The 20,448-nt window shown below is 76.4% G+C and carries 14 protein-coding genes; 4 read left to right on the forward strand and 10 right to left on the reverse strand.

Going from position 1 to position 20,448, the window contains the following annotated elements; genetic code table 11:
- Positions 1 to 9 precede the first annotated feature (9 nt).
- The 3 genes from ACFVU9_RS38390 to ACFVU9_RS38400 all read right to left on the reverse strand — a co-directional run bounded on the left by ACFVU9_RS38390 (position 10) and on the right by ACFVU9_RS38400 (position 3,379).
- On the reverse strand, positions 10 to 696 hold the full coding sequence (locus ACFVU9_RS38390) for a TetR-like C-terminal domain-containing protein (RefSeq protein WP_387601614.1): 687 nt from the start codon (positions 694 to 696) through the stop codon (positions 10 to 12).
- 86 nt (positions 697 to 782) lie between these two features.
- Positions 783 to 1,943 carry a hypothetical protein gene (locus ACFVU9_RS38395; RefSeq protein WP_380447162.1) on the reverse strand — a complete coding sequence of 387 codons (1,161 nt, stop codon included), beginning with the start codon at positions 1,941 to 1,943 and terminating at the stop codon, positions 783 to 785.
- Positions 1,940 to 3,379: a hypothetical protein gene (locus ACFVU9_RS38400; RefSeq protein ID WP_387601617.1), complete on the reverse strand. Its 1,440-nt coding sequence runs from the start codon at positions 3,377 to 3,379 to the stop codon at positions 1,940 to 1,942. The genes ACFVU9_RS38395 and ACFVU9_RS38400 overlap by 4 nt, the downstream gene beginning before the upstream one ends.
- Positions 3,380 to 3,639: 260 nt before the next feature.
- On the opposite strand from ACFVU9_RS38400, the gene ACFVU9_RS38405 reads away from it, so the two are divergent.
- Positions 3,640 to 4,551: a glutaminase gene (locus ACFVU9_RS38405; RefSeq protein WP_380491589.1), complete on the forward strand. Its 912-nt coding sequence runs from the start codon at positions 3,640 to 3,642 to the stop codon at positions 4,549 to 4,551.
- 44 nt (positions 4,552 to 4,595) lie between these two features.
- Positions 4,596 to 5,831 (forward strand): pyridoxal-phosphate dependent enzyme, encoded by a 1,236-nt coding sequence (locus ACFVU9_RS38410; protein ID WP_387601620.1) that lies wholly within the window; start codon positions 4,596 to 4,598, stop codon positions 5,829 to 5,831.
- Positions 5,832 to 5,837: 6 nt separating this feature from the next.
- Here ACFVU9_RS38410 and ACFVU9_RS38415 read toward each other — a convergent pair whose 3' ends face one another.
- A complete protein-coding gene (locus tag ACFVU9_RS38415; RefSeq protein WP_387601623.1) occupies positions 5,838 to 8,309 on the reverse strand; it encodes a helix-turn-helix domain-containing protein in 2,472 nt (823 codons plus the stop codon).
- Between the two features lie 182 nt (positions 8,310 to 8,491).
- On the opposite strand from ACFVU9_RS38415, the gene ACFVU9_RS38420 reads away from it, so the two are divergent.
- Positions 8,492 to 8,719, forward strand: a complete 228-nt coding sequence (locus ACFVU9_RS38420) for a hypothetical protein (RefSeq protein ID WP_387601626.1) — start codon at positions 8,492 to 8,494, stop codon at positions 8,717 to 8,719.
- Positions 8,707 to 9,105: a hypothetical protein gene (locus tag ACFVU9_RS38425; RefSeq protein ID WP_387601628.1), complete on the forward strand. Its 399-nt coding sequence runs from the start codon at positions 8,707 to 8,709 to the stop codon at positions 9,103 to 9,105. Before ACFVU9_RS38420 ends, ACFVU9_RS38425 begins: the two co-directional genes overlap by 13 nt.
- An 89-nt stretch (positions 9,106 to 9,194) precedes the next feature.
- On the opposite strand, the gene ACFVU9_RS38430 is transcribed toward ACFVU9_RS38425, so the two are convergent.
- The 6 genes from ACFVU9_RS38430 to ACFVU9_RS38455 all read right to left on the reverse strand — a co-directional run.
- Positions 9,195 to 9,770 (reverse strand): DUF1772 domain-containing protein, encoded by a 576-nt coding sequence (locus ACFVU9_RS38430; protein WP_387601631.1) that lies wholly within the window; start codon positions 9,768 to 9,770, stop codon positions 9,195 to 9,197.
- 137 nt (positions 9,771 to 9,907) lie between these two features.
- Positions 9,908 to 10,801 carry an NmrA family transcriptional regulator gene (locus ACFVU9_RS38435; protein WP_380511396.1) on the reverse strand — a complete coding sequence of 298 codons (894 nt, stop codon included), beginning with the start codon at positions 10,799 to 10,801 and terminating at the stop codon, positions 9,908 to 9,910.
- A 339-nt stretch (positions 10,802 to 11,140) separates the two neighbouring features.
- Positions 11,141 to 11,791 (reverse strand): LuxR C-terminal-related transcriptional regulator, encoded by a 651-nt coding sequence (locus tag ACFVU9_RS38440; protein WP_380446389.1) that lies wholly within the window; start codon positions 11,789 to 11,791, stop codon positions 11,141 to 11,143.
- Between the two features lie 393 nt (positions 11,792 to 12,184).
- Positions 12,185 to 15,133 (reverse strand): ATP-binding protein, encoded by a 2,949-nt coding sequence (locus tag ACFVU9_RS38445; RefSeq protein WP_387601635.1) that lies wholly within the window; start codon positions 15,131 to 15,133, stop codon positions 12,185 to 12,187.
- 3 nt (positions 15,134 to 15,136) lie between these two features.
- Positions 15,137 to 18,043: a LuxR C-terminal-related transcriptional regulator gene (locus tag ACFVU9_RS38450; protein ID WP_387601638.1), complete on the reverse strand. Its 2,907-nt coding sequence runs from the start codon at positions 18,041 to 18,043 to the stop codon at positions 15,137 to 15,139.
- 329 nt (positions 18,044 to 18,372) lie between these two features.
- Positions 18,373 to 20,448, reverse strand: a 2,076-nt coding sequence (locus ACFVU9_RS38455) for a LuxR C-terminal-related transcriptional regulator (RefSeq protein WP_387601641.1), incomplete at its 5' end; no start/stop codon positions are given.

Raw genomic sequence — 20,448 nt, forward strand, 5'->3', positions numbered from 1 at the left:
AGGGCTTGGTCAGAGCGGCACCACGAGTCCGACGCCCTCGGCCGCGACGGCGACGGCGTAGTCGAAGAACGCGGCCTCGTCCCGGACGCTGTCGTGGGTGCGGCTGAACACCTGGAACACCAGCAGGCCGATCAGGCCGCTCCACAGGACGATGCCGCGCTCGACGACGTCGGAGAACGGCTCCCCCGGCGCGCCGCCGAAGAGCTCCAGCGCCTCCGGGCGCAGCAGCGGCGGGCCGGGGACCTTCCGTGCGGGCGGGGTCAGTTCGCCGGCCTCCAGGGCCTCGCGCACGATCGCCGCCAGTACGGCGGGGGTGCGCGACGCGGCCGGGACGGTCTCCTGCGGGGCGTGGTAGCCGGGGACGGGCGAGCCGTAGACGAGGGTGAACTCCTCGGGGTGGGCGAAGGACCAGCCGCGCAGTGCGCGCGTCACGGCGAGGAGCCTCGCGCCCGCGGATTCCCCGGCGTCCCGGGCGGCGCGGTCGGCGTCCTCCATCACGGCGCCGGAGGCGTTGTAGGCGTCGAGGATCAGCGCGGTGAGCAGGTCGTCCCGGTGCGGGTACACCGCCTGGACGTCCGCGAGGGCCGGCCCGGCTGCGGCGACAGCCTCCAGGGTCAGCCCTGCGGCGCCGAGTTCCCCGAGGAGGCGGCGCGCGACGGCCTTGGCAGTGACGGCGTGTGATGCGGAATCAACCATGGCCGCACCCTACCCGGCGGTCATCCGGGGAACGGCGGTCGGGTCACGGACGGGGCGAGGACTCCGGGAGGAGCGCCCTCCAGTCACTAACCGGCCTGCCGGGCCTGCTTGCGGTAGTGGTCGAGGATGTCCTGGCGTAGCAGGTGGCCGAAGCCCGCGCCTTCGAGGCGCAGGGCGAGTTGGGGTGTGGTGAGGCCCAGGGCGGCGGCGGTGTTCGCGAGGTGCCAGTCGTGGGCGGCCAGGCGGGTCAGGAGGTGGCCCCGGCGGACCTGGGCCTCGGAGAGGCGGAAGGTCTTGAGGTAGGCGAGGCGGCCGGTGTCGTCGGTGACGGCCTCGCCGATGTGGTTCTCCTGCTTGGGGCGGAAGTCGGGGAGGAAGCGGGAGAGGGTGAAGCGGGACATCCGGTAGACGGTCTGCGCCCGGTAGTCGGCGTCCAGGAGGCCGTCGGCCATGGTCGTGGTGTGGAAGCGGGACCAGGCGCGCTCCTGCTCGTCGACGGCGGTGCGCAGGTCGGCGAGGGAGCGGACGGAGGTCGTGCTCAGGTCGGCCCGGAAGTCCGGGACGGGAGCGGCGTAGGTGGCGTAGTGGTGGACGAGTTCGCCGTACAGGTCGAGGAGGAGGCTGCGGTGCAGGGCGCGGTAGTCGTCCGGGTGCGGCAGCACGAACGCGGCGGCGAGGGCGTCGGCGACGTACACGGCGACGCCGCACTGGCCGGGGTGGATCTCGAACACCCGCAGGGCGTCGGCGAGTCCGCGCACCTGGTCGCCGCTGTAGGCCTCCTCGGCGCGCGGTGACAGGCCGCGCCGCAGGGCCTGCTGGGACCACTGCTCCCACGCGATGGTGGGCCCGCCGAAGTGCAGGGCCAGGTAGCCCTCCAGGGCGAGGTGCAGGGGCAGGAAGCGCAGCCGGGTGCGGCTCTCGCGCTTGGCCATGCGGCGGGGCGGCTGCAGCCGGAGGCGTTCGGGGGCGGTGTCGCCGCCGGGGCCGGTGAGCTGGGTGCCGTACGCGGCCGCGGGCGTGCCGTCGCGGGTCCAGTCGGCGACGAAGCCGTGGGGGATGTAGGAGGTGTAGGCGGTGCGCCGGCCGACGGCGATGGAGGCGTACTCGCGGTCGTACAGCTCCTGGTGCAGGCGCAGGTCGGCGATCGGCTCGTCGCGCACGAGCGGGACGAGCCGCACGCCGCCCCACACCTGGGCGGGCCGGGTGTCGAGGCCGGCCGGGTCGATCCGGAAGGCGGTGGTCGTCATCGGGCCTCCCCGGCCGCGAGGAAGCGGGCGGTGCACGCCGCGAGGTGGGCGGTGAGTTCGGCGAGGTCGGTGCGGCCCTCCGCGAAGCGCGCGAACTCGACGAGGGCGGGCAGGTCCTCGGCATCGCGCAGTCCGGCGGTGGGGACGGTCGGGGCGAGGCGGCGCACGTCGAAGCCGTCGGCGTCGAAGACGGGGTTGAGGTGGACGATGCCGGTGCGCCGCTCGGGGTCGAGGCGGGTGCGCCAGACGCGCAGGACCTCGGCGGCCAGGCCGGGCGGGGCGTTGTCCCAGCCGTCGGAGACGATCACGAGGCGCTGCGGGGGTTCGGGGGCGGCGTCGAGGGCGTCGAGGATGCGGCGGCCGAGCGGGGTGGGTCCGTGCGGGTGGGCGAGGAGGGCGTCGGTGCGGCCGCTGGTCCAGTGGGCGGTGTAGTCGGCGGCGAGGGCGTCCAGGAGGAAGTGGCAGGCGAGGGCGACGGCCAGCGGGCGGCGGCGCTTGACGCCCGAGCCGTACGCCGAGAAGGAGTCGTCCAGGACGGCCGCGACCCGCCCCCACCTGCCGGCCTGCGCTCCGGCGGCGCGGCGGGCCGCGGTCCGCAGGGCGGCGGTGAGTTCGGCGCGGCGGGCGGTGCGGTCCTCGGCCGGCAGGGCGAGGACGTACGTCGCGAGACGGGTGAGCGGCATGCGGGCGAGGTCGGTGCCGACGGTGGCGCCGCGGCCGCGGGCGGACTCCTGGAGGCGCAGCCGTTCGAGGGCGGTCATGCGGGGGGCGATGCGGTCGAGGAACGCGCCGCGCGGGATGCCGTGGCGGTGGGCGAAGCCCTCGGCGACGGTGTAGGGCAGTTCGTAGAGGGCGCCCTGCTCGTAGTGGGCGCGGCGCCAGGCGTCGAGGAGCGGCGTGCGGTAGGGGGCCCGGGCGGTGGCGGGGGCGAAGAGGAAGGCGCCGACCTCGTCGTGGCCGGGGCGCAGGTGGGTGTGGCGCAGGGCGCGCTTGAGGCCGGCGCGGTACTTGACGGCGTCGAGGGCCTGGTCGGGGCGGGCGGCGAGCCAGTCGCGGAGGATGGCGCGGGTGCGGCGGTTGTTGACCTTGCGGCGGCGCAGTTCGGCGATGAGCCGGTAGACGCGCTGCGGGGGCAGGAGGGCGAGGCGGCGGGCGATGAGCCGGCCTTCGGCGCGGCGCTGCTCGGGGGTGGCGTCGCGGGTGGTCTCCAGCAGGTGGCGGATGATGAGCGCGGCGTTGTGGTCGTTGATGTCGAGGGCGAGCGCGGCGGCGTAGGGCTCGCGGTAGTTGACGCGCACGTACTCGTGGAGGAAGCCGAGCGAGAGCTGCTGCTGGTCGGCGGTGGCGTGGAACTCGCGCTGGCCGGTGGCGGTGATGGCGGCGTTGACGAACAGCAGCACGTCGTCTGCGGCGATCAGGTCGGCGTACGCGTCCATGGCCTTCCGGGCCTTCCGGCGGTGGGGGCGGGGAGGTGCCGGCCGGGGAATGGGGGCGCGAACTGCGAATCATTGCGGTAGAGGCACGTTCCGGAAGTCGCACCGGAGTCCCGCGGCCGGCCCGTCGACGCTACCAGGGCGCGCCGGGGGCCCCGGTGCCGGGGCGGGTCCCCCGGCGGGGACGGCGGGCAGGGATAATCGGGCCCGAAACGCGCGTATGTGGAGGAACAGCGGTGAACGGTGTGCCTGTCGGGGAGAGCCTGGACTATCGGGGGCTGCTGGAGGCGGCGGAGATCGCCGCGCGGGCGACGACGGGTCAGGGGCAGGTCGCGGACTACATCCCGGCGCTGGCGGCGGCCGATCCGGAGGCGTTCGGGATGGCCGTCGCGACGGTGGACGGGGAGCTGTTCGGCGTCGGGGACTGGGAGAGCCCGTTCTCGATCCAGAGCGTCTCGAAGCTGTTCAGCCTGCTGCTGGCCCTGTCGTACGGCGGGGACGGGCTGTGGCGCGGGGTGGGGCGCGAGCCGTCCGGCAACCCGTTCAACTCGCTGGTGCAGCTGGAGACGGAGCACGGGATCCCGCGCAACCCGTTCATCAACGCGGGCGCGCTCGTGGTCACCGACCGGCTGCAGAGCCTGACCGGCGACGCGTCCGGGGCGGTGCGGGAGTTCCTGCGCCGCGAGGCGGGCAACCCGCTGCTGGACACCGACCCGGTGGTGGCGGAGTCGGAGGCCGAGCACGGCCACCGCAACGCCGCGCTGGCGCACTTCATCGCGAGCCACGGCAACCTGGAGAACCCGGTCGAGGACGTCCTGCGCCACTATTACGCGCACTGCGCGATCGCGGCCAGCTGCCGGGACCTCGTGCTCGCGGGGTCCGTCCTGGCCCGGTACGGCGTGCGGGCGGACGGCTCGCGGATGATGTCGCGCAGCGAGGCGAAGCGCGTCAACGCGGTGCTGGTGACGTGCGGGACGTACGACGCGGCGGGCGAGTTCGCGTTCCGGGTCGGCCTGCCGGGCAAGAGCGGCGTGGGCGGGGGCATCCTGGCGATACTGCCGGGGCGGGCGGCGGTCTGCGCGTGGGGCCCCCGGCTGGACCAGGCGGGCAACTCGGTGGCGGCGGTGGCCGCGCTGGACGCGATGACGACGCTGTCGGGCTGCTCGATCTTCTGACGGTTCTTCGGACAGCGCGCCGACGGCCGTCGTAAGGTCGGCCCATGGTCCTTGACGCTTACCCTGCCTCCCTCGCCACCGGTCAGCGCTCCCTGGGCGATCCGGCGGTCGGCTACCCGCTGCTGCCGCCGCTCACGGAGGGCTGTCCGGAGACGAGCACGCCGGAGGTCTCGTACCCGGCCGAGGTCGACTACGCCTACGACAAGGTGGACGTCGAGGCGCTGTTCGGCCCCTCGGCGCGGTACGGGGGGCCGGCCGGGCGGGCGGGGCTGGACCGCTGGGCGCCGCTGCTGCCGCCGCTGCTCGCACCGGGCCTCGGCGAGGGCGGCACGCCGCTGGTGGAGCTGGAGCCGGGGGTGTACGTCAAGGACGAGTCGCGCAACCCCACCTGGAGCCACAAGGACCGGCTGAACCGCTGCACGACGAGCGCCGCGGTGGCCGCCGGAGCGCCCGGGATCGTCGTCGCGTCCTCCGGCAACCACGGCGCCTCCGCGGCCGCGTACGCCGCGCGGGCGGGGCTGCCGTGCGTGGTGTTCACGGGCCCGAGCCTGCCGCCCGCGGTCGACTCGTTCCTCAACGCGTACGGCGCGGTGGTGCTGCCGGTGCCGTGGGAGGCGCGGTGGCCGCTGATGCGGCGGGTCGTCGAGCGGCTGGGCCTGCACCCCGTCAGCAACCTCACCACGACGCACACCGGGCACGCGTACGGGCCCGAGGGGTACAAGACCATCGCGTACGAGATCCACCGGGACCTCGGCGTGCCGGGCGCGGTCTTCGTGCCGACGGGGTACGCCGAGCTGCTGTACGGCGTGTGGAAGGGCTTCGTCGAGCTGGAGCGGCTCGGTGTGACGGACCGGGTGCCGCGGATCTTCGCCTGCGAGCCGGCCGCCGCCGCGCCGCTCGCGCAGGCCGTGCGTGAGGGCCTGCCGGTGGCGCACGCCGACCGGAGGCCGACGGACGCGTACTCGATCGTCAGCACGGTCAGCGGCTACCGCGGGGTGCTCGCGGTGCGCGGCAGCGGCGGGCGGGCACTCGCCCTGGAGGACGCCCGACTGGCCGCCGCCCAGCGGGAGCTGGCCCGCGCCGGGCTGTGGACGGAACTGTCCTCCGCCGCCGGTCTGGCCGGGCTGCGCGCCGTGGGGGACGTCGAGGGCCCGGTGGTCTGCGTGTCGACGTCCAGCGGCTTCAAGGACCTCGGCGTCGGATCCCGGCCGACCGCGCTCGTCGCGCCCGAGTGGGGCGAGGTGGAGCGCAGGCTCGCGGCGGCCGGGATCCGCGGCTGACCGGCGTTACGAGGTCGCGGACGGCAGGCGGGCCGCCTCGGGGAAGGTGGCCTGCCGGTAGTGGGCGTGCTCCCGGCGGAACGTGTGGCCGAGGTGGTACTGCAGCCGCAGGTGGCGGAACTGGTAGACGGCGCCGCTCTGGCGCAGCACGCCGCGCCGGTAGGCGTCGTCCAGGAAGGCCGCGACGTTCCACGGCAGGCGTCCGGTCAGCGGGAGCCAGACGCGGGTCAGGATGATCCACTGCCCCCAGGCGGTGAAGCCGAGCGCGTAGGCGAGGGTGCCGCCGATGCCGCCGATCGCCCCGATGTAGAGCCCGTCCGCGAGCGGCCAGTTCAGCACGCCGAGCGGGCCGCTCAGCGCGACCACGATCACCCGCCCGCCGAGCGCGATCGCGAGCGTGAACGCCGGGACGAGGACCAGCACCTGCCGGCTGACGGTGGTCCGGTTCGAGGACAGCAGGGCGACCGGGGTGGCCGCCGAGGCGGTGTCCAGCGGCGCTTCGAGCATGCTCGTGAGCCCGAAGACCGTGCCGGCCGCCGAGCCGAAGATCAGCCCGTAGACCAGCATGTTGATGAGCATGCCCACGAACACGTCGTGGTCGATCAGCGGGGCGCCGAAGTACAGCGTGCGCTGGAGCATCTGGGCGGGCGCGACGCCGAGGCCGAGCACCGTGCCGCCGAACATGATGGCCGCGAACCGGCCGGTGAACACCCGGACCGTGCGCGGCCCGCCGCCGTGGTGGCGGGCGAACAGCCGCAGCCGGACGTACGTCGGTTCCAGGGCGAGGCCGCCGAAGACCGTCATGATCGCGTAGACCGCCCCCACGGCGAGGCCGGCGATCGGCCCGACGAGGGTGCCCTCCAGGAGGAACCGCTCCCACCTGACCTGCGGGTTGCTCCGGTAGAACACGACGACGACCACGCCGACCAGCCACTCCGCCACGGTGACGGACAGCGCGGCGGCCAGGGCGGTCGCCAGGATCCGGAGCGGGCGGCGCACCGAGCCGCCGATCTGCCACCACGCCAGGTCGGGCCGGTCGTGGCGAACGAGGTGGTCGGCGAGGTAGCCGAGCCAGCGCTCGGCGCGCTGCACGTCCCACGTGCGCGGCGGGCGCCCGGCGACGGGTTCGCGTTCGGGGGCCCGGCGGCGGTACAGGGCGGGGACGAAGCCGGCGAGGAGGTGCTCCTCCAGGGCGTGCTCGGTGGGGAAGCGCTCGCCGTCGAGGAGTTCGGCGGGTCTGCGGTCGGGGGCGTCGCTGTACATCGTCCGGGCCAGGATGACCATCAGCGGGGTGCTCAGGACGCGGGCGAGGCGCACGCCGCCGTCCGTGCGGCCGGTGCGCAGCTCCGCGAGGACGGCGTCCCAGAGGGGCTCGGGCCCGCCGGGGCCCGCGGTCACCGGGCGGGCCGTGCGGGGCAGGTAGTCGGTGAGGTCCGCGGGGGTGAGGTCGGTGAGCTCGATCCCGGCGGCCCACACGAGGGGCGTGCTCGCCGCCTCGACCGCCTCCGCGAACTCGGCGCGGCGGCTGGTGAGGACGAGCGGCTGGGAGGTGTCGTTGAGCGCGTCGAGGGCGTCGCGGCGCAGGCCCTCGGCGATCTCGTCGAAGCCGTCGAGGACGGGCAGGACGAGGTCGGCGTCGATCAGCGCCGCGGCGAGCGTGCCGCCGCCGGGGCCCCGGCCGACGAGGTGCGGGTGGTCGCGCAGGAGCAGGTCGATCTGCCAGTCGCGCAGCGTGGTGGTGGTCGGGTCCCAGGAGCCGAGGCTGAAGACCACCGGCACGCGGGACGGGACGGCCCGGTCCCGCAGCCGGTCCAGGACGAAGCGGATCGTCAGGATCGACTTGCCGGAGCCGGCCCGGCCGAGGACCACGAGCCGGCCCGAGGGGATCTGCCCGTAGACCTCGGCCACCGAGCGGAGGTCGCCGTCGAGGTCCAGGCGGGCCGCCCGCTCGCCGGGCGCGAGGCGCTGGACGTTCTCCGGGCTGTCCATCAGGTCCTCGGGCGCGGGCCGCCAGCGCACCGGCAACGGGAACGGGTCGTGGACACGGCGCTGCTCCTCCTCGCGGCGCCAGCGGCGGCGGACCTCGCGGGCGAGCTCGTCGACGGCGTCGGCGAGGGCGGCGGGGACCGGGCGCGCGGGGGGCGCCGGGGGCGCCGGGGGTGCGGGCGGTGGCGGGGCTTCCGGCGGTGTCTCGGGGCCGGGACCGGGACCGGGGCCGGGGCCGGGACCGGGGCCGGGGCCGGGACCGGGGCCGGGGCCCTCGGTGATGATCGCCGCCAGCCGCTGCCGGTCCTCGGGCGAGGCGTCCAGCGCGTCCGCGATCAGGAGGACCGTCCCGAGCCGGTGGTCGGTGGAGCCGCCGCGCTCCAGCCGGCGGATCGTTCGTACGCTCACCTCGGCCTTCTCCGCGAGCTGCTCCTGCGTCAGCCCCGCCTCCTTCCGCAGTCGCCGCAACAGCGTGCCGAGTTCGTCCGTCACTCCGGCAAACCCCCATGGTCTTGCATGCTCATGTCCATCCGTGAGCCTACCGTGACGGCCGGTCACATATGGCCGGTGCCTTGTCCTGTCCCCCGACCTGCGCGGACGCCACGCTCGAAGGGTCCGCGCACAGAACGGCGACGGACGACGACCACGGCGAACGACACCTCGGAGGAAACGACATGGCGTACCGCTACTGGTGCGGCGAGTGCGGCTACCGCACGCCCTGGCTCCCGGAGTCACGGGCCGAGGAGCTGCAGATCGACCACTACGCGAGACGGCACCCGGGCGTGCCGCCCGGCGGCACCGTGGAGGCCGACCGCAAGAACCCGCAGGGCGCGTCGGGCTGCGCGGCCGCCCTCGGCGTCCTGGTCCTGCTCCTCGTGCTGGCCGCGTCGTGCCGCCGCTGAGCGCGGGCCGCGCCGAGGTGTCGGTCTCGGATCCGGGCGAGCTGCGCCCGTTGCGCAAGCACCTGCGCAGGGTCCCGGGGCTGGAGGTCGAGGAGACCGGCACGGCCGGGGAGACCGGCGCCGGCGCGGACCGGCCCGCCGACGCGCTCCGGGTGCTGGCCGTCGGCCGCGGCGCCCTCGGACGGGCGGTGCGGACGCTGCCCGCCTTCCTCCGCACCCGCCGCGGCGCCGTCACCGTCACCGTCCGGGCCCGGGACTGGACGGTCACCCTGCACCCCGACGACCCCACCGCCGACGACCCCACCACCGCCGGGCCCACCACCGCCGGGCCCACCGTCACGGAACTGGCCGCCGCCCTGCGCGCCCTGAGGGACGCGCGGGCGTGAACGCGGCAGTACCCGCCCGGTACGTGCGACCCGGGCGGGCAGTGACGTCAGGCGGTGACGTCAGACGGTGGGGAGCCGGTGGGGGCCGCTCAGCGGGAGCCGCGCCCGTGGAGGACGAGCGCCCGGGTGAGGGCGGCCAGGCCCGCCGTGCACAGCAGGGTGCGGAGCATGTTCGTGGCCACCCAGGTGCCCTCGAACTTCTCCCGCACGCCGTGGAAGTCGGTGATCGCGGACGGGTCGCCGGCGGCCGCCAGCTGGTTGTTGAGCGGGATGTTGACACCCATCGTGACCATCAGCGCGGCCACGTACAGGACGGTCGCGGCGGCCGCCCAGAACGCGGCGCTGCGCCGGCCGGCCCGGTGCTGGAGGTAGGCGGCGACGCCCGTCGCCACGAAGGCCCCGACGAAGACCAGGCCGAACAGCCCGTTCTCGATCGCCTTGTTGATGTTCTGCATCGCCGTCACGTAGGTGCGGTCGTCGCCCTTCGCGAGGCCCGGCATCACCGAGACGTCGAAGGCGAAGAACAGGCCCGCCATCAGGCCCATCGCGATGGTCGCCGCCACCAGCACGGGCCCGGCGGCCTTGCCCCGGGCGGCGACGGGGGCGGCGGGGGCGCCGTAGGCGGCGTGGAAGGTGGAGGGTGGTGCGGTCTGGTCGGAGCGCATCAGGGGCTTCCTTCGGGTTCACCCGGTCCCCGCGGGCGCGGGGACTCTCACGGGCGGTGCTACGGAAAGCAGTTCGAGGGGCGGCGGGAGGAGCGGCGGGCCGCCGGCACTCCGGTACGCGGGCTCGGGGCTCCCATTCAGACCTCCCACACGCCGGCCGCCGCCGCCTCGCGGGCGAAGTCGGCGAAGTCCCTCGGCTCCCGGCCCAGCGCCCGGCGCACCCCGTCCGCGGTGTGGGCGTTGCGGCCGTCCAGGATCATCGAGAACAGCTCCGCGAAGTCCCCCGGCAGGCCCTCCCGCGCCAGGACCGCCCGGTACTCCTCGACCGACACCGGCACGAACCGCACCTCCCGGCCCGTCGCCCGCGACAACTCCGCCGCCACGTCCGCGTACGAGAGCAGCCGGGGGCCCGTCAGCTCGTACACCTCGCCGTCGTGCCCGTCCTCGGTGAGCGCCGCGACCACCACGTCCGCGATGTCGTCCGCGTCCACGAACGGCTCGACCGCGTCGCCCACCGGCAGCGCCAGCTCACCGGCGCGCACCGGGTCGAGGAAGAAGCTCTCGCTGAAGTTCTGGTCGAACCACGCGCAGCGCACCACCGTCCAACGGGCGCCGGCCTCCATCACGGCCTTCTCCCCTGCCTCGGCCGCCTCCTCGCCGCGGCCCGACAGGAGCACCAGCTTCGCCACGCCCCGGCGGGCCGCAAGCCGGGCGAAGGCGCCCACCGACTCGACCGCGCCCGGGAAGGCGAGGTCCGGGTAGTAGGTGAGGTAGGCCGCGCCGACGCCCTCCAGCGCCGCTTCCCACGTCGTCTCGTCGTTCCAGTCGAACGGCACGTCGGCGGCGCGCGAGCCGATCCGGACGGTCCGGCCGCGGGCGGCCAGCCGGTCCGCGACGCGCCGGCCGGTCTTCCCGGTGCCGCCGACCACCAGGACCGTCGAGCGGTCGTCCTGGGCGGCCCGGGCGGTCTGCGCGCCCTCGGCGGTCTGGATGCTGTTGCGGTTGCCTGCGTTCTGCGAGTTCGTCGTCATGGCACCCAGTCAAATCCACTCCGGGACGACGAACCATGGCCACCAGGCTCAGGTGCATGTCCACGCGTCTAGACCCGTCTCCGGGGCCCGCACTCCGGGCTCCCGGGGCCCGTACCCGATCAGAACACGGTGCGTAGCGGCGCGACTACTACTCTCCACCCGGCTTCGAGCGGGCCTTGAGCGGCCGTCGAGGCGCGCGGTGACAGGACGGCAGGACGGGAGGACGGGAGGACGGCAGGACGGGAGGACGGCAGGACGGGAGGGCACGCGAACGGCGGGGCGCGGCCGGCGCTGCCCGGCTGCGCCCCGCCGTTGACGGGGGGTGCTCCTGCGGTGCCGCTACTTCACGAAGCTCTCCACGACCTTCGGCGGCCAGACACCGACCTTGAGGGCGCCCATCGAGTAGGCGCGCGAGACGAGCGCCGCGCGGTTCGGCACGCGCAACTTCCGCAGCAGGCAGGTGACGTGGTACTCGACGCCCTGGCGGCTGAGGTAGAGCCGGGCGGCGAGCGGGACGGTGGAGACGCCGGCCGCGATGCCCTCCAGGATCCGGGCGTCGATCTCGCTGAGCAGCTTCTTGCGGCCGGCGACGACCTCGGACTCGGCCGCCTCGCCGTCGCGGTTGGGCATCATCACCATGATCGACGACTCGTCGGGCAGGCCGCCGCGGACCATGACGGCGGTGAGCGGGACGGTGAACGTCTCCTCGTCCGGGCCTATCGCTATGACGTCGGTGGCGAAGCGGTCCCGGCGGCCCTCGATGAGTCCGGAGAACTGGCGCAGCAGCGGCTGCTGGACGCTCGGGTGGACGAGCTCGCTGAACGTCCGGCCGCAGAGCTCGGACGAGGAGCGTCCGAACTGCCAGAAGAAGGCCTCGTTGGCCTGCCGGATGGTGAGGGTGCGGTCGAGCTGGGCCATGTTGAGGCCGGCCTGATCGGTGACGGTGCGGGTTTGCGGCGCCGCGTCGTGACCTGGCTCTCGATCGCACACGATGGTCCGAGCGGTATCGGCCAGGGCGGAAGAGGAGATGACCACGGCAGTCGGATCCCTTCGGGGCGCGTGTGCGGTGCTGATTTCCGCGGGAAATCCCGGCCATTTCTTTCGGGCCGGGTCGGCTCGAACGGCCTGATTCGCGGTGAACTCTGCTTCGACTCTAGGGACCGCCGATCCGGCAGGTCAACGGCGCCCGGGCTGGTCCGGTCCAATTCTGTGGGCGTACGGCCGGTGGTTCGGTGTGGGGTCGGGGGGTTCGGCCGGTCGTTCGGTACGGTGCACATCCTTGCAGGTCAGGGCAGGTTCGGTAGGGTTCGGTCACGGTTCGGCGAGCATGAGTTCGATTCCGTGGCGGCAGGTCGGACGGGTTTTCCGGCGCGGTCGCCGGGATCAAACACGAACAACGGGTTCGGCCTCGCACAGAACCGTCACAAGTTCCCGGCGGCCGGAAATACCGAGCTTGCGATAGGAATTCGTCAAATGTTTCTCCACGGCCCGCGCGCTCACCCGCAATTCGGCCGCGATCTCCTGGTTCGTCAGACCGTGCCCGACGAGGTCCGCGACCCGGCGCTCGGACGGCGTCAGCACGACGTCCACCGGCACCCCGGCCTCCCGGCCCGGCGCGGTTCCGGCCCACTCCTCGGACCAGCCGGCGCCGCACGCGGCGGCCAGCCGGGCGGCCTCCCTGCGCACCGCCGCCGCCTCGGCCCCGCCGCCGAGCCGCCGGCCCAGATCGCGCAGCGCGCGGGCGCGTTCGAGCTCGTCGGCCGAGCGCCGCAGCACCTCGACCGACTCCCGCAACAGGTCGACGGCCCGCGCGCCGCCGGCCAGGGCGGCCTGGAGCCGCAGCGCGCGGCCCAGCGCCGCCGGGGCTCCCCACGCCTCCGCGCGGGCCAGCTCCTCGGTGATCAGCGCGCGGGCGGCGAAGGCGTCGCCGAGCTGGCGGGCCAGGCCGACCGCCCACGGGCGCCACGGGAAGAGCACCGGGTTGCGCCAGCCGGCGGACTCCAGTTCGCGGCCGCAGGCGAGGACGGTGTCCAGGGCGGCGGAAGGGTCGCCGCGGTGCGCCTGCTGACGGGCGCGCAGCAGTCCGAGCATCGCCGCGGGGGCCGCGCCCGTGGGCCAGCGCCGGTCCGCGTCGGCCAGGACCTTGGCGCCGAGCGGCAGGTCACGGGCTGCGAGCGCGACCGCGGCGAGGGCCGCCGTGGCGAGGCCGTCGCCCTCGGGCCCGCCGGCCTCGGCGCGCAGGCGGGCGCGTTCGGCCTGCTCCCGCGCAAGACCGAGCCGGCCGCGGGCCAGGTGGACGAGGGCCTGCTCGGCGTGGCCCGGCGCGGAGTCATCGGCCGGGCCGCCCGGGTGCCGCCCCCGTTCGCCCGCCGAGAGCCAGGACTCCAGCGCCCCCGGGGCGTCCGCGCCGACCAGCGTGGTCACCAGCAGCGGCACGACGGAGTGCGGGCTGCGGACGGTGGCCGGCTCCCGTTCGAGGATCCGCTCGGCCAGCCCGGCCAGTTCGGCGGCCGGGCGGCCAGCGCCGAGCGTGGCCGCGTGCAGCAGGACGGCCAGCAGCTCGCGCTCGCCGCGCGAGCACACCGCCGGTTCCATGACGCCGAGCCGGCCGATGGAGTCGGCGAGCCGGGCGGGGTCGCGGCAGTCCGCGTGGCGCAGCCGGGCCTCCAGGCGCAGCGCGGCCTCGCGGGCGGCGCCGTCGAGGGTGTCCGGGTCGCCGAGTTCGCACGCGACCCGGCGCAGCAGGGCGGCGGAGGTCGGGCTCGCGGCGCGCAGGAAGTTGGCCGGCAGTTGGAGCGCGGCGGCGGCACGCTCGCGGGCGGTGGCGAGCAGCGGGATCGCCTGGGCGATGTGCCGCTCGCACGCCGCCCGGTCGAACGACCGCTCGGCGACGGCCAGTTCGACCAGCAGGCGGGCGCGCTCGGGATCGCCGTCGGGGACGTCCAGCAGGGCGCGGCGCAGGTAGCGGGCGGCCGGCGCGGGTTCGCCGCGGCGCAGCGCGGTGTCGGCGGCGCCGCGCAGGACGGCGCCCGACCACGGGTGCCGGGAGGCCGCGACGGCCATCAGCTGGGCCGCGACCTCCTCGGCCGGGCGCCCCGCGTCGTACAGCACGGCGGCGGCGCCCTCGTGGCGGCGCTGGCGCTCGCCGGCACTCATCGAGGCCTCGACGGCGTCCCGGACGACGGGGTGGACGAAGGCGGCACGGTGCGGGTCGGGCAGCAGGCCGAGGTGGTGCAGGGCGTGCAGGGCGGCGGCGCAGCCGACGGGGTCCAGGCCGGCGAGGCGCCCGGCGGGCGCGGTGTCGCCCGGCTCGCCGAGGGTGGCGATCGCGGCGGCGAGGTCGCGCACGGGCGCGCTCTGGGTGCGCAGGCACGTCACGATCCGGTCGCGCAGGCGCCCGGGGCGCAGGGTGCGGGCGGTCTCGGCATGGGCGGCGGTCGGGCGGGCCGCGGTGGCGGCGATGACGTCGAGCAGGGAGACCAGGAAGAGCGGGTTGCCGACGGCGGCCCGGTGGCAGGCGTCGGCGAACTCGGCGTCGATGCCGGAGGATTCCGATCTGCCGGGGTCCGCGGTCTCCGGATCGGCGGTCTGCGGACGCGCGGCCTGCGGGTGGCCCGGGTCGGTGAAGCGGTCGCGGATCAGGGACCGGGTGGCGGTGGGCGACAGCGCCGTCAGTCGCAGCTCGCGGGCGGTGTCGGCGACCTCGCGGACCAGCGGGTGCCACGAGCCCTGGTCGCCGTCGCGCAGTGTGCACACCACGACCACGCGCAGGCCGTCGAGGCGGGCGGTGAGGTGGGCGAGCCAGCGCAGCGACGGGCCGTCGGCCCACTGGAGGTCGTCGACGAGCAGCAACAGGGGTGCGTCGGCGCTCAGTTCGGCGAGCAGGCGGCGCAGGTCGGCGAGGACGGCGCCGGTCGGCTCGGCGTCGGCGGGATCCGTCGCGGTGTCCGTCGCGTCCGGGGTGTCCGGGGTGGCCGGGGTGGCCGGCATGTCCGAGATGTCCAGGATGTCCGGGACGAAGTCGCCGAGGACGGCACGCGCCGCTCCGGCGCGCGCGAGCCACCGCTCCCGGGTGTCGGCGGGCAGGACGGTGAGGAGGCTGTCGAACAACTGGCGCACGACACCGAACGCGAAGTCCTGCTCCATCGGGGCGGCGTCGGCCCGCAGGACCCGCACGCGCAGACCGTCGGCCAGCCCGGGCAGGGCGCGCAGTAAGGCCGAGCGTCCGATGCCGAACGGACCGGTGAGCAGCAGGTGCGACGAGCGGCCCCCGTCGGCGTCGCACAGGGCCCGGCGTACCGCGGCGAGTTCGGTGTCCCGGTCGTGGAGCATCGTTCAGTGTCCTTCCATGGCACGGACCAGCGCCCGCAGTTCGGGGCGGCCGTGGATGCCGAGCTTGAGGTAGGCCCGTTTGAGCCGGAGTTCGACGGCGCGGCTGGAGACGGCCAGCAGCGCGGCGATGTCCCGGTTGCTGCGGCCCCGGCCCGCCAGTTCGGCGGTGTGCCGCTCGGTGGGCGTGAGGCTCTCCCAGCGCGGGTCCGCGGGGTGGACGACGCGGTGGTCCAGGGTCCCGGCCAGGTCGCGGGCGCGAGCGGCCATCGGGCCGGCCGGATGCCGGGCCGTCAGCACGCACAGCTCGGCGAGGGAGCGCTCGGCGGCGTGCCGGTCGCCGCCCTCGGCGAGCTCGACGGCGGCGAGTTCGGCGAGCGCCCGCACGTAGCCGGGGCCGGCCGGGCCGCTGCGCAGCGCGTCCGTGGCGGCCGAGCGGATCCCGGCGAGCCGGCCGGGCCGGTCCGCCACCCGGTGGGCGCTGAGCTCGGCCCAGCCGATCGCGATCGGCGCGCCCCAGCGGCGGGCGAGCCGCAGCTCCTGCTCGCTCAGGCGGACGGCCTCGTCCGGATCGCCCAGGGCGTGGTGGGCCAGCGCCGCGACCGAACGCCACGGGAGTAGCGCCGGGTTGAGCCGGTGCCGGCTGAGCAGACGCCGGCCGCACTCCCGCAGGAGCTCGGCCGCCTCCGCCGGGCGGCCCGAACCGAGCGCGACGGTGGCCCGTGCGAACAGCAGGTGCGCCCAGTGCTCGCTCGCCTCGGCGCCCGCGGGCAGCGGGGCCACGGCCCGTTCGCGGGCACGCTCGCAACGGCCGCTCTCAAGGTCGACGAGGATCCCGACGGCACGCAGGTACGGCGCGACGGCGTCGGGCCGGCCGAGCAGGCGCAGCGCCCGCTCGCCCTCGGCGACGTCACGGTCCGCGGGCTCCAACCGGCCACGCCGCAGGTTGAGTTCGGCGCGCAGCGCGAGCACGTGCGGGGCGGCCAGCCGCAGCCGGTTCCCGGACAGGCCGCGCAGCAGACGGTCCAGACCCGCCTGCGCCTCGTCGTTGGCATCGGCGAGGCACAGCGTCCGGCAGGCGGCGAGCCACGGCTGGACGAGCGGACCGTCGAAGGCGTCGTCCCCCGGGGAGCCGGCCGCGGCGAGGGCCGTCCGGGCCAGCGCACCGGCCAGGTCGAGCCGACGGCCGCCGACGGCGAGCTGCCAGGCCCGGACCGCCGCCTGCGCGGGGACCGTCGGGCACGGCGGCAGCTGCGGCAACTCGGGCAGCGGCAGGGCGGACTCGCCGTCATCGGCCGGGTCGGCGCACCAGAAGAGCGCGAGCAGCTCGTCGTGGTACGGCTCCTCCGGCCGGGGCAGCGTCTCGGCGACGGCCCGCCGCACGACGGTGACCGCACCCCCGGTGAGCCCGAGGTCGGCGGCGCGGACGCGCAGGGCGGAGGCGGGGGCGGTCGGGGTGGTGAGCGCCGAATGCGGGTTCGCCTCGGCGGCAGCCGCGTACGAACCCGCGGCGGCATCGGCGGCAGCCGCGTACGAACCCGCGGCCGAGCCGGCGGTGGCGGGGCGGCGGAGGATCGCGTCGAGGGTGTGGTCGCCGGCTTCCGGTTCGGCGATCAGGTGGGTGGCGGCCAGTTCGAGGGTGAGGCGGGCGTGTTCGGCGGGTGCGGGGCGTTCGGCGAGGGCGCGGCCGAGCAGGGCGGCGGCGTGCCGCTGGTTCTGCCGCTGGGCGGCGGCCTCGGCGGCGGTCTGCAGGGCCCGGACGGCCCAGGGGCGGCCGGCGGGGGCCGCGCCGAGCAGCAGGGCGGCCACCGCGAGGTCGTCGGCGGCGGCCCGGTGGGCCAGTTCCGCGGCCCGGGTGTGCAGGTCGGCGCGCTCGGCCGCGGTGGCGGCGGCCAGGACGCGGGAGCGCAGCGCCGGGACGAGCAGCGGTTCGACGCCGGGGCCGGCGATGACGCCGGGCAGTTCGGCGAGGACGGCGCGCAGCCGGGCCTCGTTCAGGGTGTCGAGGCCCGCGAGGAGGCAGGTGAGCGGGAAGTCGAGCAGGTCACCGCACACGGCCAGCGCCCGCACCACGGCCACTACCTCGTCGCTGTGCCCGCGAAGCGCCCGCATCAGGTGGTCGCCGGTCACGGTGCCGCCGAGGGCGGCGAGTTCGGGCACGCGGGCGAGGACGGGACGGTGGCCGTCGCCGGCGAACCGCCGCAGGATGTCGTCGAGGACCTCGGGGTGTCCGGCGGAGATCCGGCCCGCCGCCGTGGCGAACCCCTCCTCCCCCGGGCCGCCGCAGGCCCGCAGCACGGCGCCCGCGACGTCGGTGCCGTCCAGGGGCCCGAGGGCGAGCCGGTGGACGGCGGCCGCGCCGGAGGTCCCGGCCAGCAGGTCGTACCAGTCGGGGTCGGGCGTTCCGAGGCGGCTGCCGCCGCACAGCAGCACGAGCGGGACGCCGGCCCAGCGCCGGGAGAGCGCACCCAGCCAGTGCAGGGACCGCGCGTCGAGCCACTGGGCGTCTTCCAGTGCGAGGACGGCCGGCCGGCTCCTGGCGGCGCGCAGTAACTCGGCGAGGCCGGAGAGGGGACGGTCGAGGCGGTGGTCGAGCGGCCCGTCGAGGGAGCCGAGCCACTGGGCGACGGCCCCGAGGGCCGGCCCCGACTCGGCATGGGCGGCGCGGGCCCGCAGGACCCGCAGCCCGGCCCGCTCGGCTCGGGTGGCGCCCCACCTGACCAGCGCGTTCTGTCCGTAGCCGAGCGCACCGGTGACGGCCACGACGACCGGGCGGGCGCCGGCAGTGGCGGGGGCGACGGCAGTGGCCGAGGCAGCGGCAGTGGCCGGGGCGAAGGCACCGTCGAGGACGGAGGCGAGTGTGGCACGCTCGCGCTGCCGCGCGCGTGGCGGGCTCGCGTCCGGCGGAACCATGGGCGCTGATCGGGCACCGGGGTGCGCCGGGTCGAGCGCGCGCTGCCCTCCCGGCGCCGGGAGAGCGGCCCCGGTTCTCGCCGACCCCTCGTCGACGTGCATGCCTTCAGTGGCATCGGTCTCGATCGGGGGCGCGCCGTGGGTGGGCGGCAGCCCGGGACCGGCCGGGGCCTCGGGCCCGGTCGGCCGGGCCGTCGACGGGGTCTCCGTGGGGTCGCGAGTCTCGCCCCACGGGCTCACAGGAACGTCGTTCATCCAGTTCACCCGGGTCTCGGGCTCCCTTGCCGTGTGAGGTGCGCCGGATCGGCGCGGGGTGGAGGTGGTGGTCGTCAGCCGGTCGGCCCGCCGGCCGGGGGCGGTTCCTCGGCGGCCCGGACGGCGCCGCGGCGGGCACCGTCGAGGGCGGGTGCGAGGCCGTCCCGGCGGGTGACGCCGAGTTTGCGGTAGACGCTGGTCAGGTGGGACTCGACGGTGCGCACGGTGACGAAGAGGGTGCGCGCGATCTGCCGGTTGCTCGCGCCGTCGACGGCGAGGCCGGCGACCCTGAGTTCGGCGCCGGTGAGCAGGTCGGCGGCGGAGGTGGCGACCTCGGGCATCCGGCCGCCGGCGGTGATCAGCAGGCGGCGGGCGGCCCTGGCGAGGGCGAGGGCGCCGCAGCCGCCGGCGAGGGCGGTGGCGGTCCGCAGGTGTTCGCGGGCGCCGGCCGGGTCGCCGGCGAGGAGGAGCGCGCGGCCGAGGCCGAACTCGGCGCGGGCGTGTTCGGCACGGGCCGGTGAGGCGGCGAGCAGGTGGACGGCCTCGGCGAGGCGGTCGAGGCCGGCCCGGCCGGGGGTCACGGCGCCGGAGGCGAGGGCGGCGAGGCCGAGGGCGCGGGCGGTGCCCCAGCGGGCGGCCAGGTCGGCGCCGTACTCGGCGAGGACCCGGCCCTCGGTCGGGCGCCGGACGGCGGCGAGGACCAGGCAGGAGTCCGCCCACCAGGGGGCGAAGACGGGGTTCGCGACGCCCGCGTCGTACTGGACGCGGCCGCAGGCGCGCAGCAGGTGGAGGGCCGCGTCGGCGTCGCCGTGGGCCCAGCGGGCGCGGCCGCGGGCGAGCAGGAAGAGCTGTTCCTCCAGGCCGGTGCCGCCGGCTTCGGAGCGGTCGGCGTCGGCGAGGAGCGCTTCCGCGCGGTGGGCTTCGCCGCGGTCGACGAGGACGGCGGCGAGGACGGCCCGGGGGGCCGTCAGACAGGCGTCGGAGCCGGCCGCACCGAAGTCCTCGATGGCGGCGCGGACGGTCGCCTCGGCTTCGGCGACGGCGCCGGCGCGGTGCAGGACGAGGGCACGGCCGGTGCGGGCGAGGGTGCGGGACCACGGGCCGGCGCCGCGCACGGCGCGGTCGAGGGCGGTGGTCGCGGCGTCCGTCTCGTCGGCGAGGGCGAGGGCGGCCGCGGCGGTGATCAGCGGCCAGCCGGGGCAGGACGGACCGGCGGCGGCGACGGCGCGGCGGGCGGCCGCGACGGCGAGTTCGCGCGAGTGCCCGGCGAGGGCGGCGCGCAGGGCGGCGAGGGCCTGCTCCTGGACGTTGGCGGTGTCGTCGCGGGCCACGGTGAACGCGGTGGCGCGGGGCACGGGGACGGTGGCGACGGCCGACGCCCGGCCGCGGCCGGTGACGAGCAGGGCGGTGCGGACCTGCCAGCGCAGGCGGGGGCCCCAGTCGCCGTCCGGTCCGTCGAGGGCGCGTTCGAGGGCCTCGGCGAGTTCGGCGCGGTGGGTCGGCGCGAGCGGCACGGCGAGGCAGGCCATGGCGCACTCGACGGCGATCCGGGCCCGGTCGGCGGGGTCGGCGGCGAGGGCGAGGGCGGCGCGGAACATCGGGACGGCGGCGAGCGGGTCGGTCTGGGCGAGGGCGACGGCCAAGCGCAGGCGCAGCCGGTCGTCCTCGGGGGTGGTGTCCAGGGCGCGGTGCAGGTAGCCGGCGGCGAGGGCGAAGGCGCCGCGCTGCTCGGCGGCGGTGGCGGCGTCGCACAGGACGGCGGCCATCCACGGCTGCGGGATGCCGGGGACCTCCATCAGGTGCCGGGCGACCTGTTCGGCCGGGCGGCCCGCGTCGCTGAGCAACAGGGCGGCCCTGGCGTGCAGTTCGGCGGTCCGGCGGCCGTCGCCGGGGGCGAGGAGGGCGGTGCGCGCGGCCGGGTGGACGTCGCCGCCCGCGGTGAGCGCGCCGCATTCCCCGAGCATCGCGACGGTCTCGTCGGCGCGGGGGCCGGGGACGCCGGCGAGGGCGGCGACGAGGTCGGTGCGGGCGGTGCCGAGCACCGCGACGGCGGCCGCGGCGGCGCGGACGGTCGCGGGTGCGGCGTCGAGTGCGGCGCGCACGGCGCGGGCGAGGGTGCGGGCGCCGAGTTCGGCGACGCGGTCGGCGCC

The sequence above is a fragment of the Kitasatospora sp. NPDC057936 genome, assembly GCF_042887525.1.
Lineage (GTDB): Bacteria > Actinomycetota > Actinomycetes > Streptomycetales > Streptomycetaceae > Kitasatospora.